Consider the following 16141-nt stretch of genomic DNA (forward strand, 5'->3'; position numbering starts at 1 on the left):
GCGCGAATCCACGACCACCACGGCAATCTCGGCGGCAGACATGACGCGACCCCGCTTCTCGACGCTGGCCGCGGGCGCCCTGGTGCTGGTCGCGGCGCTGTTGGCGGTGCTGGCCGTGGTGCTCAACCAGGTCGACGATCCGCCGAAAGGCAAGACCGTTGTGACGGTGCGGTTGTGGAGCGAACCGATCGCGTCGGCGTACCAGCAATCGTTCGCAGCATTCACTCGCGCACACCCCGACATCGAGGTGCGCACCAACATCGTTTCCTACGCCAACTACTTCGACACCCTGCGCACCGACGTGGCGGGTGGCAGCGCGGAGGACATCTTCTGGGTGTCCAACGCCTATTTCGCGGCCTACGCCGACAGCGGCCGGCTGATGCCGATCAACGTCGAGCCGGACTGGGAAGCCGCGGTGGTCAACCAGTTCACCCGAAACGGGGTGTTGTGGGGTGTTCCCCAACTGACCGACGGTGGTATCGCGTTGTTTTACAACGCGGACCTGCTCGATGCGGCCGGCATCAATCCGGTCGACCTCGACACCTTGCGGTGGAATCCCGACGATCGGGAGGACTCGCTGCGCCCAATGTTGGCCCGGCTCACCGTTGACGCCGACGGGCATCGGGCGAACTCCCGGGAATTCGAACCCCGACGCGTCCGGCAGTGGGGATACAACGCGGCCAACGACCCTCAGGGCATCTATCTCAACTACATCGGCTCGGCGGGCGGGGTCTTCCAGCGCGACGACGAGTTCGCGTTCAACAATCCCGGCGCGATCGAAGCGTTCCGCTACCTCGTGCGGCTGATCAACGAGGACAACGTCGCGCCCCCGGCCTCCGACACCAACGACAACGGGGATTTCTCCCGCAACCAGTTCCTAGCCGGCAAGATGGCACTGTTTCAGTCCGGCACCTACAACCTCGCAACCGTTGCCCGCGACGCCTCCTTCCCGTGGGGTGTGGCGATGATGCCCGCGGGCCCGAAGGGCCGGGTCAGTGTCACCAACGGCATTGCCGCAGCAGGGAATTCGGCGTCCAAGCACCCTCAGGCGGTGCGTGAGGTGTTGGCGTGGATGGGCAGCAGGGAAGGGAATGCCTACTTGGGCCGCGAGGGCGTGGCCATCCCTGCGGTGCTATCAGCCCAGCCGGTGTACTTCGAGTACTGGAAAGCCAAGGGCGTGAACGTCGCACCGTTCTTCGACGTCCTCAACGGTCCACGCATTCCGGCCCCCGGCGGCCCGGGTTTTCCCGCCGGCTACGAGGTGCTGGAATCCTATTTCGACGACATGTTCCTCGGCCGCACCGATGTGGCAACAACACTGCGGCAGGCCCAGGACGCGGCCAATGCCGCAGCGCGGCGCTAGCCCTGGCTAGCCCCCCTTCGGCCCGGGTAAGCCCGGGTTAGCTCGCTTCGGCGATCACGTCGATGCAGGGCGCAAACACGCGAGCTATCTCCACTGCCGCATCCTCCGAGTTGTCCGGCGGCAAGGCCAGGAAACTAAGTGCGGCGCGCGCGATTGCCCGAGCCATCATGGTCGCGTCATCCGCGTTGGCGCGCACCCAACTTTGCTGAAAAATCTCCGCTAGCTGTTCACCGGCGTAGTCGAGGATGAATTGGCTTTCGACCGTGATCATGCGGAGAAGGTCGTTGGGGGCATCCTCGTTGCGGAGGACTTGCACGAGTGGGTCGTTGTCGACGTGGTTGAAGAATTCGGTGAAGGTCAGATGCAGGGTGTGATAGCCGTCGCCGGGACGGGCTTCCATTGCCTTTTCGAGTCCGACGATGATGGCGTCGGTTAGCCGCAGCGCGTATTTGCGGGCGAGTCCGATGCGCGAGCCGAACTCGTTGTACAGGGTTCCCCGGCTTATGCCCGCCCTAGCTGCGATGCCGGCCATGGTGATCGCCGACCATTTCCGTTCCACCAGCATTACTTGCATCGCGTCGAGGACCGCGTTGCGCATCAGCGACACCGCGGTGTTCTGATACGTGCTGCGATTTCGCGGCAAGGCCGACGGTCGGGGGTCATGTCGCGCGAGCGCGAGTCTTTGTTGACGCGTCATCGAGGGCCTCCTCGTCATGGCCGGGTTGAATTGCGCATGACCACTGGTCATATGACCAGTGGTCATGAACATATCAGCCGATTTGTGCAAGCGGTATATCTTTCGCAAGATTTGTTCAAAATTCGCTAGAAGCCCAGTTCAGGCCGTTTTCCTCCGACGTGCCCGGCGCGCGGACTCCGACGCCGCCGGCCGTCAGCCGGGCAGCACCAGCACCGGAACCGGGCTATGCCGGATGATCTTGCCGCTGTGGGAGCCGAGAAAGACCCTCTTGATATCGCCGCGCGGTGAGGTGCCCAACGCCAGGATCTCGCCGTCCTCCCAGTCCGCCGATTCCAGCGCTTGTTGCCAACCGTTCCCGGTCACCACTTGCAGCACAACGTCTTCGTCGACGACACCGTCGGTCTTGAGTCGTTGCAGCATCTCGCGTGCCTGCGCGGCCCATGCCTCGAGGACAGCGGCTTCGGCGTGCAGCCCCACCTCGGGCGGATACATCGTCCGCCCCTGGGCCGCAAAAGTGATCACCCGCAACGGCATTGCGTACCGCTTCGCCAACCCGGCGCAGCGCCGCACCGCCTCGGTCGATTCCGAGGTCGCCGCATAGCCGCACGTGAGCCGGGTGAATCTGGCTGAGCGGCAATCGTATTGGCGGGGGCTGAGGGCGACCGGCACGGGCGAGGAATGCAACAGCGAATCGGCCGTCGAACCGATCAACACCCGCGCGCGCCGCCCGCCCGAATACGAGCCCAGCACCACCATGTCGGCGCCGGTTTCCTCGATCACCGCGAGCAATCCACCTGGAACCGACCGGTGGGCGCTGCGACGGTAGTTGACCTCGACCCCCTCGGCCAAGGTGCGCAAGTAGCGCTGGGCCTCTTTGGCGGAGTCGACGGCCAGTTGCTCGGCCCACTGTTCGTATTCGGCGTCGACGCGCGCCAGGGACGGGGTCGGCCACCGCGTCGGCACGATCGTGGCCACCGTGAGCGACGTGCCCAAAGTCCGCGCCGCTCGCACCGCCAACTGCAACGCCGAGGGACCGACCCTGCCGGCCAGGTAGCCCACGACGACAGTCACGCAGGATCCTTGTCCGCGACCGTGTTCGCAGGCGTGTTGAGCGCACTGTGGTGGCGCCCCCACGCGAAGTAGTAGACCAGCGCCACGACAAGCCAGCCGCTGAACGCGATCCAGGTGTACCAATGCAGACTGAAAAACAGGTAGCCGCAGGCGAGCACGGAAAGGGCGGGTGTAACGGGATAGCCGGGCACCCGGAAGCCGCGGGGCAGCTCGGGTTGGCGCACCCGCAGGATCACCACCCCGATGGACACCACCATGAAGGCGGTCAGGGTGCCGATGGACACCATGTCTGCCAGGTGATCCAGTGGGATGAACGCCGCCAGAACCGATGCCGCGGTCGCGACGATCACCGTGTTGTTCACCGGAGTCAGCGTGCGTGGGTGCACTCTCGCGAACGGTTTGGGCAGCAGCCCATCGCGGCCCATCGCGAACAGGATGCGGGTCATGCCGTAGAGGGTGATCAATGTGACGGTGAAGATCGAGATCACCGCACCCGCCGCCAGAATGGTGCTCGCCCAGTGTCCGCGTGTGACGTTGTCCAGGATGGTGGCCAGCCCGGCATCTTGCTGTCCGGCGAAGTCGCGCCATGGCTGGGTGCCCAGCCCGGCCAACGCGACCAGCACGTATACGCCCGTCACAACGACGAGCGCGGCGATCACGGCGCGGGGCAACGTCCGCTGCGGGTCCTTGACCTCCTCGCCCGCGGTCGACACGGCATCGAGGCCGATGAAGGTGAAAAAGATCGTGCCGGCGGCCGCGCCGACGCCGGCGGCCCCGAACGGGGCGAAGTCGCTGAAGTGGTCGGCGTCGAAGGCGGTGAACGCGAGGACGGCGAACATGGCCAGCACACCGAGTTTGATCAGCACCATGACCGTGTTGACCTTGGCCGACTCGCTTGCACCGCGGATGAGCAGCAGCGCGCACATCGCGATCAGGACGACGGCCGGCAGGTTCACGTACCCGGGCTCAGTCCCCGGCTGCGCGTCCCACGGCGCCTCCGACACCGCGTGCGGCAGGTGGAACCCGAACACGTTGTGCAGCAGCTTGTTCAGATACCCGCTCCAACCGACGGCAACCGCGGCCGTGGCCACACCGTATTCGAGCAACAGGCACGCGGCGACGCACATCGCCACCGCTTCGCCGAGCGTGGCGTAGGCGTAGGAATACGACGATCCGGAAATAGGCACCGCAGAAGCCAATTCGGCATAGCAGAGCGCGGCAAGTCCGGCGGCGACGCCGGCGATGACGAAGGAGACGATGACGGCGGGACCCGCCTGAGGTACGGCCTGGGACAGCACGATGAAGATGCCGGTGCCGATGGTGGAGCCGACGCCGAACATCGTCAGTTGAAACGTGCCGAAGCTCCGCTTGAGGCCGCCGCCCTCGCCCTCATCGTCTGCAGAACTGACGCCGACCGGGCGGCGTCGCAGCATCTGCTTTTTCAGGCTGATCGAAGTAGCCGGCAATTGCGCGCCTCCCGTCGCTAAGCCAGCTCATTATGCCCCCTTGATCACCTCTGCAAACTGATCCATCGCCCAATCGATCTCCCGCTCCGTGATCACCAACGGCGGGGCGAAACGCAATGTCGAGTCGTGCGTGTCCTTCACCAGCACACCCCGCTCGGCCAGCCGCAGGCTGATTTGCTTGCCGCTGGCCAGCGTCGGCTCGATGTCGACACCGGCCCACAGTCCCAGGCCTCGCACCGCCACCACGCCCGCACCGATCAACCCGCGCATTCGCTCGTGCAGCTGCTCGCCCAATCTTGCTGAATGCGATTGGAATTCGCCGCGCTGCAGCATCGCGACGACCGTGGTGCCGATGGCCGCCGCCAGTGGGTTGCCCCCGAATGTCGAGCCGTGCTCACCCGGGTGCAGTACGCCGAGGATGTCGCGGTCGGCCACGACCGCCGACAGTGGGACGATGCCGCCGCCGAGTGCCTTGCCCAGCAGGAAGACGTCCGGCACGACACCCCAGTGGTCGCAGGCGAAGGTGTAACCGGTGCGGGCCAGCCCGGATTGGATTTCGTCGACGATCATCAGCACGTTGTGCTCGCTGCACAGCGCTCGGACGTTCGGAAGGTAGTCGTCCGGCGGGACGATGATGCCGGCCTCGCCCTGGATGGGTTCGAGCAGCACCGCGACCGTATTGTCGTCGATCGCGCGCGCCAGTGCGGCGGTGTCGCCGAACGGCACCGAGCGAAAGCCCGGTGTGAACGGCCCGAACCCGTTGCGCGCTACCGGATCGGAGGAGAAGCTGACAATACTGATGGTGCGGCCGTGAAAGTTGTTGTCGGCGACGATGATATTCGCCTGCCCCTCGGGCACACCCTTGACCTCGGCGCCCCACTTGCGGGCCACCTTGAGTCCGCTCTCCACGGCCTCAGCACCGGAATTCATCGGCAGCACCATGTCTTTGCCGCACAGATCGGCCAGCGCCGCACAGAACGGCCCGAGCCGGTCGGAGTGGAATGCCCGGCTCACCAAGGTGACGGTGTCGAGTTGGGCGTGCGCCGTCGCGGTGATCTCGGGATTACGGTGGCCGAAGTTGACCGCGGAATACGCCGCGAGGCAGTCCAGGTAGCGCCGTCCGTCAACGTCGGTGATCCACGCGCCTTCGGCGCTGGCCGCAACCACCGGCAGCGGTGAATAGTTGTGTGCTGCATGTCTTTCCATCAACTCGATGGACGACAATGCCTGCATGTCGAGAATCGTCACTGGTGTACCTCCAAGGTGCAGCACTTGACCGAACCGCCACCCTTGAGCAGTTCGGAGAGATCGACGCCGACGGGCTCGAATCCGGCCGCCCGCAGCTGCGCGGCGAAACCCGTTGCCGCAGCGGGCAGCACCACGTTGAGGCCGTCGGAAACCGCGTTGAGGCCGAAAGCGTAGGCGTCCACGCTGCTCACCGCGATGGCATCAGGGAACAGCTGGGACAACGTGGCCTGCGCCGCCTCGCTGAACGCCGGTGGGTAGTACGCGATCGTACGGTCGTCGAGCACGGCCAGCGCGGTGTCGAGGTGATAGAAGCGGGGGTCCACCAGTTCCAGCGACACCACCGGCAGCCCAAGCAGCGCGGCGATTTCACCATGCGCTCGCGGGTCGGTGCGAAAGCCGTAGCCCGCCAACACCGTTTCACCGATGAGCAAGAGGTCGCCCTGGCCCTCGTTGACGTGGCGGGTCGTCACTGGCCGGTAGCCGACCGACGACATCCACCGGGAGTAGGCCTTTGTCTCGGCGGATCGCTGTGCAAACCGGAATCTGGCGACCACGGCGATGTCATTGGCGATGAACCCGCCGTTGGCGGCGTAGACCATGTCGGGCAGCCCGGGGACGGGTTCGACCACCTGCACGCTGTGCCCCAGTCGCAGATAGGTCTGACGGAGGGCCTCCCACTGGGCCATCGCGACGCCGACGTCGACCGGCGTAGTGGTGTCCATCCAGGGGTTGATGGCGTACTCGACGGCGAAGAACGCCGGCGGGGTCATCGCGTAGCGGCGGGCCCGCGACGTGCGGGTGGGGGCCGGCCATTCGGCCTCTTGCCACGCCGGTACGACGTAGAAGTCCGTCATAAATCCACCGTATTTGCCTTGGTTTACACAAGCAAACGACGATTCTTGCTTATACATAGCTAGGATATTGTGCCAATACCTGATAAACGAAGATTTGTTGCACCAGGGCAGATGGAGGTGTGCGGTGGATCGGCTAGACGACACCGACGAGCGCATCCTGGTCGAACTGGCCGAAAACGCGCGGGCCACGTTCGCCGAGATCGGGCTGAAGGTGAACCTGTCCGCACCGGCGGTAAAACGCCGCGTCGACCGACTGGTCGACAACGGCGTCATCAAGGGATTCACCACCGTGATCGACCGGAACGCGCTCGGCTGGAACACCGAGGCCTACGTCCAAGTGTTCTGCCGCGGCAGAATCGCGCCCGATCAGCTGCGGGCGGCATGGGTCGACATCCCCGAGGTCGTCACCGCGGCCACCGTGACCGGCACGTCCGATGCGATCCTGCACGTGCTGGCCCGCGACATGCGGCACCTGGAAACCGCCCTCGAGCGCATTCGGTCGAGCGCTGACATCGAACGCAGCGAAAGCGTTGTGGTGTTGTCGAACCTTATCGACCGGATGCGGCCCTAGTAGGTCGCGATGAAGATCGTGTCGATCGCCACCGCCGCCGCACTGGCCGCGACGGTGATCCCGATGGTCACCCAGTCTGCGAGCTTGGGACGCACCGGCTTGGCCGACAGTTGACCGATGCCGCCGCGGGCAGTGATCGCGTCACCCATCTCGTCGCCGCGCCGCAGCGTCACGGTCATCGCCGCGGCGAGCAGATCGATCATCTCCAGCCAGCGCTGCCGACGCCGGGCCTTGCGGCCCTTGACCACTTGCTTCGGCCGCAGGCGCCGGGCGGCGTAGAGCACCTGGAACTCGTCGATCAGCATCGGGAAGGCACGCAGCGCCAGCGCCAGCGTGGCCGCCCATTCGTCCACCGGTATTCGCAGCAGTCGTAGTGGACGCCCCAAGGTGGCTACCGCAGGCCCGATTTCGGCGATGTTCGTGGTCCAGGACACCATCGCCCCTAGGGCGAGCAGCAGGATGGACAGCGCGGTGATCCGCAGGAAGTTCAGCGCCCCGCCGAGTCCGATCTCGACGCCGTTGATCGTGATCTCCGGAGTCCCGCCGGCCAGCGCGGCGGTGATGAAGCCGATCGCGATGACGATCCACAGCCAGCGCGGCACCGACGGCAGGGCGCCGCGCGGTATGTGCGCAAGCCGGGCGGCCACCAGCACCAGAGCCGACATCAGGCCGATCGACACCCAACCCGGATAGAACGTAAGCAGCAGCGAAATACCAAACACCACGAGCAGTTTGGTTCCGGCCCACATGTTGTGGATGACCGATTCGCCGGGCACTGGAACCAGCAACACGACCGGACGGCCGGGCCGCTTCACGCCACGGCGGTTGGCGGCCGAGGATTTCACGACGGACGAAGTCATGATGCTGCTCCCGCCCCCGGCAGCGACGCCGTCGACGCCGATTCCACCGTGCCGTTGCGCAGATGCAGCGTGCGCGGACACAGCCCTTCCATCCCGGCGAAGTCGTGCGAAATGACCACGACCGTCAAGCCCTGCTCGCGGCGCAGGTTCTCCAGCAACCGCAGCAGACTGCGTTGACTGGCCGTATCCAGTCCCGCCAACGGCTCGTCGAGGATCAACGCCCGGGGCGAACACGCGAGGAGACCCGCCAGCACCACCCGGCGCATCTGACCACCGCTGAGTCGGTCGATGCTGCGCTTGCCGAGTGCCGGATCCAGCCCCACCACGCTCAGTGCCTGGGCGACCCGCTCCTCATCGCGATGCGAAAAGCCCGCCGCCGACGCGACTTCGAGGTCCACGCGGCTGCGCATCAGTTGCAGCCGCGCCGCCTGGAACGACAACGCCACTGCGCCGACCTGCTCGTGTGTCGGCCGGCCGTCGAGCAGGCAGGCGCCCGTCGTCGGAACTGTCAGCCCGGCCATGATCCACGCCAGCGTCGACTTACCCGAGCCGTTGCCGCCATGGATCAGCACCCCGTCGCCCTGCTCCACCACGAAATTGATGTCGCGCAGCGCGGTCTTCGCCCACGGTGTGCCGCTGCCGTATTCGTGCCCGACCCCGATGAGTTCCAGGGCCGGCTTGTGGTCGCCGTCAGCGCCGACGGCGGGCATCGGCACATCCGAGGTCTCGAGTCCGGTGTTGTCCGGCGAATCACTGAGCTTGATCGTGCGGTCGGCCGAATCGGCCTCGTTGTTGTAGTGCGTGATGTGCACCAGGGCGGTCCGGTGTCGTTTGGTCAGTCCGGACAGCACGCGCAGCAGCCCCTCGCGACCTTCCTGGTCGACCATCGTCGTGACCTCGTCCGCGATCAGCATGGCCGGCTCCCGGGCCAGCGCCGCCGCTAGGGCAAGGCGCTGCAGTTCCCCGCCGGACAGGCCTCCGGTGTCCCGTTGGGCCAGCCCTTCGAGGCCCACCTCGGCGAGCAACTTGTCGACGTCGATCTTGGTGCCGGGTGGCAGTCCCCAGACAACGTCGTCGGCGACCCGGGTGCCCAGGACCTGGCTTTCCGGGTGCTGCAGGACAACCGCCGTGCCCCCCAGCTTGCCCAGGCCCACCGACCCGGGGCGCTCGACCGTGCCCGACGTCGGCTCGCGGCCGGCGAGCAGCAACATCAACGTCGTCTTTCCGGAGCCGTTGGCGCCGGTGATCGCCAGGTGTTCGCCGGGATTGACCTCAAGACTGATCTCGGGCAATGCGTCCTGGCTGGCTCCGGGATACCGGAAGCGCACGTTGGTCAAACGCACCGGAACCGGCCCGATCGGGCCGTCGTCATGCACGGGGGCGTCAAGCTTGTGCACGTCGGGCACCCCGCGCATCCGCTCCAACAGGCGCGACAGTGCCCACCACCCGATCAGCGACACGATCATGATGCCGACGGTGAAATAGACGAGCAGCACCCAAGGCCAGTAGTGCAAGCCCTGCGCAACGTACCGCTCGAGGTCGGCGCCGACGCGCGGCAAGCCAATCCGACCCAGGAACGACGAAAGCCCTTCGACGTTGGCGGTCATCACCTTGAAGATCAGCGAGCGCAGCCGGGTCATGACTGCCAACAGGCCGACCATCGCGCCGCCGAAGATCAGTCCGGCGATCAGGGACGACACGATCACCGTCGGCGTGCCGCGACCTTTGCGCTTGACGAGGCCGGTCAGCCCGCCGATGTAGGCGCTGTGAACGACCCCCATGAAGCCACCCGGGCCGGCGATCAGGAAGGCGATCATGCCCGCGGCGACTGTCGCGGCGATCAGCACCCGCAACCGGTAGCGATACGCCAGCAGTCCGGTGGGCACGGTACCCAGCAGCGCAAGGCCCGCGGCGAACGGGACGACGACGGAAATGATGGCGGTCACCGCGCACAACGCGGCCATTACCGATGCTTGAGCAAGTTCGCTCGGACGCAACGGACCACGCTGATGGTGGGTATGTGCAGAGTCCGGCGAGCTCACTTCATCGATTCTGCCAGGACAGACGCTAAGCCGGTGCACTACACCGCTTTCCATGCACCCGTGCATATGCCCGCGAAACACGCTGGTCCACGGTTGGTCTCTCATAGCAAAGCTATGCAACGATGGGCATATGAGTTCATCCGCCGTCGGTCGAGACACCGAAGCGCTGCACGGCCTGGGAGCCGACCTGCTGGCCGTCGTGGCGCGGCTCAACAGGCTGGCCACCCAGCGAATCCAAATGCCGCTGCCCGCGGCGCAGGCGCGACTGCTGGCGACGATTGAAGCTCAGGGCGAAGCGCGCATTGGCGATCTGGCCGCCGTCGACCACTGCTCGCAACCAACGATGACCACGCAGGTACGCCGGCTCGAAGAGGCCGGCCTGGTGTCACGCACCACCGACCCCGGAGATGCGCGGGCGGTCCGCATTCGCATCACGCCGGAAGGAATTCGCACCCTGAACGCGGTTCGCGCCGATCGGGCGGCCGCGATCGAGCCGCAGCTGGCTCGGCTGGAACCGAGCGAGCGCCAGGTGTTGGCCGAGGCGGTCGACGTGCTGCGCCGCTTGCTCGACAATGCCGCTGCGGCACCGGGCCGCAATACTCTGTAGTGAATAGCTCGTTCTAATCCTGGGCTGGTAATCGTGAGTAGTAGGCGTCAACGGGTAGGTATCTAGTCCAGCATCAACAGGGTGGCGGCCATGCAAAGCGAGGCACTTTGACATCGAACACCTCGCTATTGACCGTGTGGGTCGGGCCGTTGCACTACGTCTTTCATCCAGGCCGCGACGTGATCGTCGGCGTCGGCGAAGAGTCCGACATCCGGCTGGACCGGCCCGGCCTGGTGGACCAGAACACCCCGCCGGAGCTGATCCCGGACTTGGTACTGCGGTACAGCGCTGCCCATTGGGTGGCCATCGACCGCAGCGGCCGCGGGCTCTACGTCGGTCGCGCGCGGGTGTCGACCTTGGATATCGCCGACGGGCAGTCGATTACGTTGAGCGATCCGGAGCGGGGACCCCGACTGAGCTTCCAGCTCGGCGCGCCCCCTGGTCCGTCGGCACAACCCACCGATCCCCCGCGACCGGTGCCGCTGCCTGCTCCGGAGCACCCACCGACGCCCGCTGAAGCGCATCCCGCCACTGCAGCGCCTCCGGCGGCGCCCGCGGAGGCGGATCCCGAACCCCCGGCCCCCCAGCCCGTCGCGCCCGCGGAACCGCCTGCGCCCGAACCGACCACCCAGCACCCTCCGGCCGAATGGGAGACCACACCGCTGCCCGTCCCGCCGGAACCGCCGCCGGCGGGGCCGCCCGAGCCGGCGTCCACCGAGTTGATCGAGGTGCCCGCCCGGCCCGCCAGCGAAGAAGTCCCGCCACCGCCCACTCACACCGGGGCGGGCGCAATCATCGACACCGGCACGGACACCAGCACCGGCGAGCCCTATCCGACAACCAGCCGGCTGCCGCTACAACCCGGCGCGCGGACGATCGGGATCTCGGCATACCAATTGGGCCTGACCGTCAATGGACATGCGCTGCTGTCGGACATCACGTTCACGGCGCGCCCGGGGGCGCTCATAGCGGTTGCCGGACCGTCGCGGGCTCGCAACTCCGCCCTCCTCGGGCTGCTGGGCACCACCCGACCACTCACTTCCGGGGTGTTGACGGTGGACGGGCACGACGTGCATGCCGAGCCGGAAGCGATGCGCTTCCGGGTGGGGGTCGTGTCCGGCGACGAAAGGGTGCACCGCAACCTCACGGTGGAACGTGCGCTGGAATACGGCGCCGAGCTGCGGTTGCCCGCCGACACGCCACCCGACCATCGGCGCAGGGTGGTGGATCAGCTCATCGATGAACTCGGATTGGCCCCCCACCGCGAGACCCGGGTGGGCAAACTGCCGCCCGAGCTGCGCCGCTGCGCATCGCTGGCGGTCGAACTTCTCACCAGGCCGTCCCTGCTGGTCGTCGACGAGCTGACCGCGGGCCTGGATCCCGTGCAGGAAAACCACGTCATGTCGGTACTGCGCAGACAGGCCGACCTCGGTTGCGTGGTCGTCGTGGCAACTCCCTCGCTGGCGCATGTCAACATGTGCGACCAAGTGCTGCTGCTGACGCCCGCCGGCACTCTGGCCTTCGCCGGACCGCCCACGCAGCTCGAATCCGCGTTCGGCACGGTCGACTGGTATCAGATCTTCGGCCGGATCAGTGCCGACCCGCAGGGTACCCACCAGACGTTTCTCAACCGCCAACAGGCCTCGGTGTGGCTCACCCCGCCGTCGGTCGCCAGGCCGATGCGAACGCCGGCCAGCCCCGGATTTGGCCAGCAGCTCTGGTTGATGATCCGGCGCCAGGCTCGCCTGCTGGTCGCCGGCCACTACTTCTTGCTCTTCCTGCTGCTGCTGACGTGCGCGCTGGCCGCGTTGCCGCTGCTGGTGCCCGGCAGTTCCGGCTTCAACCGGTCCGATTCGTCCGGACCCAACCCGCATCAAGCCATCGAAATGCTGGCCGCGCTGAACATCGCCGCGGTGATTGCGGGCACCACGCTGACTATCCGCGACATCGTTGGCGAGCGCCTGATTTTCCGACGAGAGCAGGCCGTGGGACTGGCCTCGTCGGCGTATCTGCTCGCCAAGCTCATCGTGTTCGGCGCGGTCGCGGCCATCCAGGCCGCCATCCTGACCACCGTCATCATCGTCGTCAAGGGCGGCCCGGCCTACGGCGCGACCCTGCTCGGCAGTGCGGATGTGGAGCTCTACGCGGCCGTGGCCGCGACGACCGTCGTGTCGGCAATCGTGGGCCTGGCGTTGTCTTCGTTGGGCAGGTCCCTGCGCGAGGTCTTACCGCTGTTCGTGCCGGTCGTGCTGGCATCCGTCCTGTTCGCGGGAGGCATCCTGCCGCTGGTCGGCAAATGGGGCCTGGACCAGATTTCCTGGTTGATTCCGGCCCGATGGGGGTTCGCGGCGTCGGCCGCCACCGTTGACGTGCGCAGGGTCGACGCGCTGGCCGTCCACAACGAGACGTGGACTCATTACGCGGGCTGGTGGGTGTTTGACATGGGCATCCTCGCCGTTCTCGGCGCGCTGTGGGCCGGCTACCTCCTCTATCGACTACGACCGGTGACCCCTGCTAGCGCTCAAGGCCGGACCCACCCGAGCGGCACCCCCCAGCACGACCGTCCTTCAGATGAGGGTCGCAACGAGCAGGCCAACCAAATAGGTCGCGGCCACGGCGATCGTGCCGAAGGCCAGCTGCCGTAAGGCAGCCCACCAGATCGGCCTGCGGGTGAATGGCGCGGTGAGGCCACCGGCAACCATCAACCCGACCCCCCCGCACAACAACCCGGGCACCAATGACCCATACCCGAGAAGGTATGGGAGCAGCGGGATTAGCGCTCCGATGGCGAACATCGCGAAGGATGACGTCGCCGCCAACCGGGCCGACGGCTTCTGGGCGGGATCCACGCCGATCTCTTGCACCAGGTGGAAACCGACCGCCTTGTTTTCGTCGCGGTGGATTTCCTCGGTAGCGGCACGCGCGGTCGCCTCGGTCATGCCCATCCGCATCAGCATCGCGATCAGTTCCTTGCGTTCGGCCTCCTGACGGGTGCGGAACGCGCGACGTTCGACGTGCACTTCCGACTCGATCTGTTCATTGGCCGTGGTCACCGACGTGTACTCACCCAAGGCCATCGAAAACGCCCCGGCTAGCAGGCCGGCGATGCCGCTGACCACGGTGGCGTGGGCGCTTTCCGCGGCGGCCACGCCCGCGATCAGCGCGGTGTTGCTGACCAGGCCGTCCATCGCCCCGAACACGGCCGCCCGCAGCCACCCCCCGCTGACGTCGGAGTGAGTGTGTCCGACATCAGACGCATGGGCCGGGTCGGCGTGACCGTCCGCGTCGTCCAAGTCTTCCTGGGGCATTGCGCTATCTAAACGCAACCCGCGGTAGGTCTTTCCGAGCGGTCTGCAAAAGAGGCGGCACGCACGCAATTCAATGCATAACTTTATTCCCGCGACGCAAATTGCACGTTACGGTCGAGTATGGCCCAAACGACAAGCACTGCCGACCATCTGCGCAACGCTTTGGACGGGCGTTGGCGCGACATCAAGAACCAGACCCGGGAAAAGCTGCACCACGAAGCGTTCCGCCCGCACTACACCCCCACCACCGCCATCGCCCGCGCGAAGGTCGCCGAGCAGATGCAGATCATGGCCACGGCCGGCGTGTCGGACGAGGGTTTCCGCAAAGAGCACGGCGGCACCGGTGACGTCGGCGCGGCGATCACCATGATCGAGATGCTGGCCATGTCGGACCTGTCGCTGATGGTCAAGGCGGGCGTGCAATGGGGCCTGTTCGGCGGTGCGGTGGAGAACCTCGGCACCGAGCGGCACGCGGACTACGTGAGGAAGACCATCACTCTCGAACTGCTCGGTTGTTTCGCGATGACCGAGACCGGCCACGGCAGCGACGTCCAGGCGTTGGAGACGACGGCGACCTACGATCCCGAGACCGAAGAGTTCATCATCGACTCCCCCACCCCAACCGCCCGCAAGGACTACATCGGCGGCGCCGCGGAGACGGCAACCATCGCAGCGGTTTTCGCGCAGCTGATCACCCACGAAGACGGCAAGCCGGTCAACCACGGTGTGCATTGCGTGTTGGTGCCGATCCGCGACGCCGACGGCAATGACCTGCCGGGTGTGACGACATCGGACTGCCACTACAAGGGCGGTCTGCCCGGTGTCGACAACGGGCGCATCATCTTCGACCACGTTCGGGTTCCGCGCGAGAACCTGCTGAACAAGTTCGGCGAGGTTGCACCGGACGGCAAATACAGCTCACCCATCGACAACCCGAATCGCCGGTTCTTCACCATGATCGGCACCTTGATCCGCGGCCGGGTCACGGTCGGCGGTAGCGCAGGCGCCGCCGCCCGCGTGGCGTTGGACATCGCCACCCGATATGCGTTGCAGCGCAAGCAGTTCAGCGGGCCCGACGGCGAAGAAGTGGTGATCATGGACTACCTGGTGCATCAGCGCCGGCTGCTCCCATTGATCGCGCGCTCCTATGCGTTGCAGTTCGCGCAGAACGAGCTGGTGTCCAAGACCCACGACCTGCAGACGTCGGACGTCGTCGACAGTGAAGAGCAACGCGAACTGGAAGCTCGTGCCGCCGGGCTCAAGGCGGCCAACACCTGGCATGCCAGCCGGGCCATTCAAGAGGCTCGGGAGGCCTGTGGCGGTGCGGGCTACATGGCCGAGAACCGGCTGATCGCCCTGCGGGCCGACACCGATGTCTTCACCACCTTCGAGGGCGACAACCACGTGCTGACCCAGCTGGTGGCCAAAGAACTGCTCACCGCCTACGCGGATGACATCAAGAGCATGAGCCCCGTCGAATGGGTCCGGTTCGCCGCCAACACCGTTAGCGATCGAGTCATGAAACGCACTGCGGCCGAAGCGATCATGCAACGCATCGTGGACGCCCGACAGGACAGCGAAGAAGAGGGCAGCCTGTTCAACCGCGGCACCCAGGTCAATATGTTCGAGGAGCGCGAAGAGTACCTGGTGTCGTCGGTGGCCCGCCGACTACAGGCAAAGTCCAAGGAGTTGTCGGCGTTCGACGCCTTCAATGCCGTCCAGGACCACGTGCTGCACGCGGCGCAGGCCCACATCGACCGCGTCGTGTTGGAAGCCTTCGTCGCCGGAATCGAGTCGTGCGAGGACCCCGAGGCCCGCGAGCTGCTCGACTTGGTGTGCGACCTCTACGCGTTGTCGGTGATCGAGGAGGACAAGGCGTGGTACATCGAGCACACCTATCTGTCGACCGAACGCGCCAAGGCGGTCACCCGCGGCATCAACGACCGCTGCCGGCGATTGCGCCCGCACGCTCAGACGCTGGTGGACGGCTTCGGCATCCCAGAACCGTTGCGGTACGCCGAAATGCTGCACCCGGAGAATCTGCCCGACTAGGC

At 66.2% G+C, this 16141-nt stretch carries 13 protein-coding genes; 5 read left to right on the forward strand and 8 right to left on the reverse strand.

Going from position 1 to position 16141, the window contains the following annotated elements; all coding sequences use genetic code 11:
* Positions 1-40 precede the first annotated feature (40 nt).
* Positions 41-1363 (forward strand): ABC transporter substrate-binding protein, encoded by a 1323-nt coding sequence (locus G6N68_RS17965; protein WP_163715037.1) that lies wholly within the window; start codon positions 41-43, stop codon positions 1361-1363.
* Between the two features lie 37 nt (positions 1364-1400).
* Here the strand turns inward: G6N68_RS17965 and G6N68_RS17970 are convergent, their stop codons facing one another.
* The 5 genes from G6N68_RS17970 to ddaH all read right to left on the reverse strand — a co-directional run bounded on the left by G6N68_RS17970 (position 1401) and on the right by ddaH (position 6699).
* On the reverse strand, positions 1401-2060 hold the full coding sequence (locus G6N68_RS17970; protein ID WP_163715038.1) for a TetR/AcrR family transcriptional regulator: 660 nt from the start codon (positions 2058-2060) through the stop codon (positions 1401-1403).
* 192 nt (positions 2061-2252) lie between these two features.
* On the reverse strand, positions 2253-3131 hold the full coding sequence (locus G6N68_RS17975) for a universal stress protein (RefSeq protein WP_163715041.1): 879 nt from the start codon (positions 3129-3131) through the stop codon (positions 2253-2255).
* Complete coding sequence (locus tag G6N68_RS17980; RefSeq protein WP_163715045.1) at positions 3128-4597, reverse strand: amino acid permease; 1470 nt, start codon at positions 4595-4597, stop codon at positions 3128-3130. Before G6N68_RS17980 ends, G6N68_RS17975 begins: the two co-directional genes overlap by 4 nt.
* Positions 4598-4627: 30 nt before the next feature.
* A complete protein-coding gene (gene rocD / locus G6N68_RS17985) occupies positions 4628-5845 on the reverse strand; it encodes an ornithine--oxo-acid transaminase (protein WP_371871615.1) in 1218 nt (405 codons plus the stop codon).
* The gene (gene ddaH / locus G6N68_RS17990) at positions 5842-6699 is read right to left on the reverse strand and encodes a dimethylargininase (RefSeq protein ID WP_205351371.1); all 858 of its coding nucleotides are present in this window, start codon (positions 6697-6699) and stop codon (positions 5842-5844) included. Before ddaH ends, rocD begins: the two co-directional genes overlap by 4 nt.
* Positions 6700-6823: 124 nt before the next feature.
* Between ddaH and G6N68_RS17995 the strand changes: the two genes are divergently transcribed.
* Positions 6824-7270 carry an Rv2324 family transcriptional regulator gene (locus G6N68_RS17995; RefSeq protein ID WP_163715051.1) on the forward strand — a complete coding sequence of 149 codons (447 nt, stop codon included), beginning with the start codon at positions 6824-6826 and terminating at the stop codon, positions 7268-7270.
* On the opposite strand, the gene G6N68_RS18000 is transcribed toward G6N68_RS17995, so the two are convergent.
* Both G6N68_RS18000 and G6N68_RS18005 read right to left on the reverse strand, forming a co-directional pair.
* A complete protein-coding gene (locus G6N68_RS18000; RefSeq protein ID WP_163715054.1) occupies positions 7267-8130 on the reverse strand; it encodes a CbiQ family ECF transporter T component in 864 nt (287 codons plus the stop codon). The two genes, G6N68_RS17995 and G6N68_RS18000, sit on opposite strands and share 4 nt — an antisense overlap.
* Positions 8127-10094, reverse strand: coding sequence for an ATP-binding cassette domain-containing protein (locus G6N68_RS18005; protein WP_240355525.1), 1968 nt, complete (start codon positions 10092-10094; stop codon positions 8127-8129). The genes G6N68_RS18000 and G6N68_RS18005 overlap by 4 nt, the downstream gene beginning before the upstream one ends.
* Positions 10095-10302: 208 nt before the next feature.
* Between G6N68_RS18005 and G6N68_RS18010 the strand changes: the two genes are divergently transcribed.
* Positions 10303-10779 (forward strand): MarR family winged helix-turn-helix transcriptional regulator, encoded by a 477-nt coding sequence (locus tag G6N68_RS18010; protein WP_163715062.1) that lies wholly within the window; start codon positions 10303-10305, stop codon positions 10777-10779.
* Positions 10780-10886: 107 nt separating this feature from the next.
* Entirely contained in the window at positions 10887-13424 is a 2538-nt protein-coding gene (locus G6N68_RS18015; RefSeq protein WP_240355526.1) for an ATP-binding cassette domain-containing protein, read from the forward strand.
* On the opposite strand, the gene G6N68_RS18020 is transcribed toward G6N68_RS18015, so the two are convergent.
* The gene (locus G6N68_RS18020) at positions 13347-14087 is read right to left on the reverse strand and encodes a VIT1/CCC1 transporter family protein (protein ID WP_163715065.1); all 741 of its coding nucleotides are present in this window, start codon (positions 14085-14087) and stop codon (positions 13347-13349) included. The two genes, G6N68_RS18015 and G6N68_RS18020, sit on opposite strands and share 78 nt — an antisense overlap.
* Positions 14088-14207: 120 nt before the next feature.
* Between G6N68_RS18020 and G6N68_RS18025 the strand changes: the two genes are divergently transcribed.
* Positions 14208-16139 (forward strand): acyl-CoA dehydrogenase family protein, encoded by a 1932-nt coding sequence (locus tag G6N68_RS18025; protein ID WP_163715068.1) that lies wholly within the window; start codon positions 14208-14210, stop codon positions 16137-16139.
* The last annotated feature ends 2 nt before the right edge of the window (positions 16140-16141 follow it).

The organism is Mycobacterium bourgelatii (assembly GCF_010723575.1).
In the GTDB taxonomy this organism is placed as follows: Bacteria; Actinomycetota; Actinomycetes; order Mycobacteriales; family Mycobacteriaceae; genus Mycobacterium; species Mycobacterium bourgelatii.